1 protein-coding gene and 1 pseudogene are annotated in these 1,426 nt (G+C 43.2%); one reads left to right on the top strand and one right to left on the bottom strand.

The features are described from left to right. The first annotated feature begins 123 nt into the window (after positions 1 to 123). Complete coding sequence (dctP, locus tag D9603_RS15020) at positions 124 to 1,224, top strand: TRAP transporter substrate-binding protein DctP (protein WP_128731923.1); 1,101 nt, start codon at positions 124 to 126, stop codon at positions 1,222 to 1,224. Here dctP and D9603_RS21970 read toward each other — a convergent pair. Further along, positions 1,225 to 1,426 (bottom strand): annotated as a pseudogene (locus D9603_RS21970) (hypothetical protein); the annotation flags it as partial. It abuts the gene before it with no gap.

Raw genomic sequence — 1,426 nt, 5'->3', positions numbered from 1 at the left:
AGCATTAAGACTAATTGGTATGAGTGAGTCTTTGGCTTAAACTGGAGTAATGCGCCCGCAAAGTTGCAATAGTATGTGTCTCAGCTATCTTTTAGACAGTAGTCCCATGTTATAGTTTTGCCAGTGCCTACCAATAGACGTCAATTCTTACAAGCTTCATTTGCAGTAGGTGCAAGCCTGCTCTTATCGGAGCGCGCAAAAGCGTCCTCTGAGTCGGATTTGGAAGAAAAAGTTAAACGTCAGCGTGCTCTTTACACCTTGCGCCTCGCTTCTCCTTATCCCATCTATCAATCCGAATTTATTCCACACATGCACGTTGAATTTAAATCTCTCGTTGAACGTTTCACTAATGGCAAAGTGTATGTAGATATCCATCATAATGGTGTATTAGGCTCTGGACGAGAATTAATGGCTGCGGTGACAAGAGGCCAAGTAGAGGCGATACTGATTTCAGTCTCTAACTTGTCTAGAGCCGCACCCGCATTAGATATTCTCAATATTCCATTTTGGGCAAGCGCCAATCAAGCCTTTCTTAATTTGATTTGCTCGCCACAATGGCAATCCATGGTGATTGATCCAATTAATCAACAAGGGAAGCTGACTGTACTGATACATCACATTGTGGGAGCAAGAACCTTAACCAGTACCAAGCATTTTAACCGGTTAATTAATTTGCCTGAAAAGCTTGAAGGGGTTGTGCTCAGAGTGCCTGCATCAAAAGTATTACACCACTTTTATAATATGACGCCTGCTAATGTTGTAGATGTACCATGGGCCAAGGTAGCTAAAATGGCGCGAACTGATCATATTGACGTGATGGATCCCAGTGTGATTGGGCTTTTTGCCGGTCCAGATAAACTAAGACATCAAATAGGTCATGTATCTCTGATTGAGAGTGTGCCAGATGCGTGGGTAACAGTTGCGAATCAAAAGTGGCTCAATAATTTACCTAATAAGATTAAACTGGAAATCCAAGAAGCGGGGTTACAAACGTTTCGTACACATGTGGCGCAAATTGAACAACGCCAGCAGCGCTGCAAACGAGCATTGATGGCACTTGGTGCTAAGATTTACCATCTTAATGAGGATGAAAAGCAGGACTGGCAGCAACGATTTGGTCACCATAATGCTCAGTGGAATGATATAAAACGAGAGCTCTTGGGTAGTACTCAGGCATTCCAGCAGCTTGTTGATGCAACACAACAGCGCTCCAGTGATAACTAATTAAGCTGAGCTGCGTATAATTAATGCCTTTCTAGCAGCCAGTTTTAGCGCTAACTGCATTGAATTCACTTCCAATGGCCAGCTATTGGTGAGTAAATTCGCCTTGTATACAGGATGTAGGTACCTTAGCGAGAGCAGGACGTGAAGCGGTGTGTTCCCTAAAACTTTCTGGCTAGGCAAGGAAAAAACTAAGTTGTGCTTT

The sequence above is a fragment of the Pseudoalteromonas sp. PS5 genome (assembly GCF_004103255.1).
Lineage (GTDB): Bacteria > Pseudomonadota > Gammaproteobacteria > Enterobacterales > Alteromonadaceae > Pseudoalteromonas > Pseudoalteromonas peptidolytica.
This window is presented reverse-complemented; position numbering and strand designations above follow the sequence as displayed.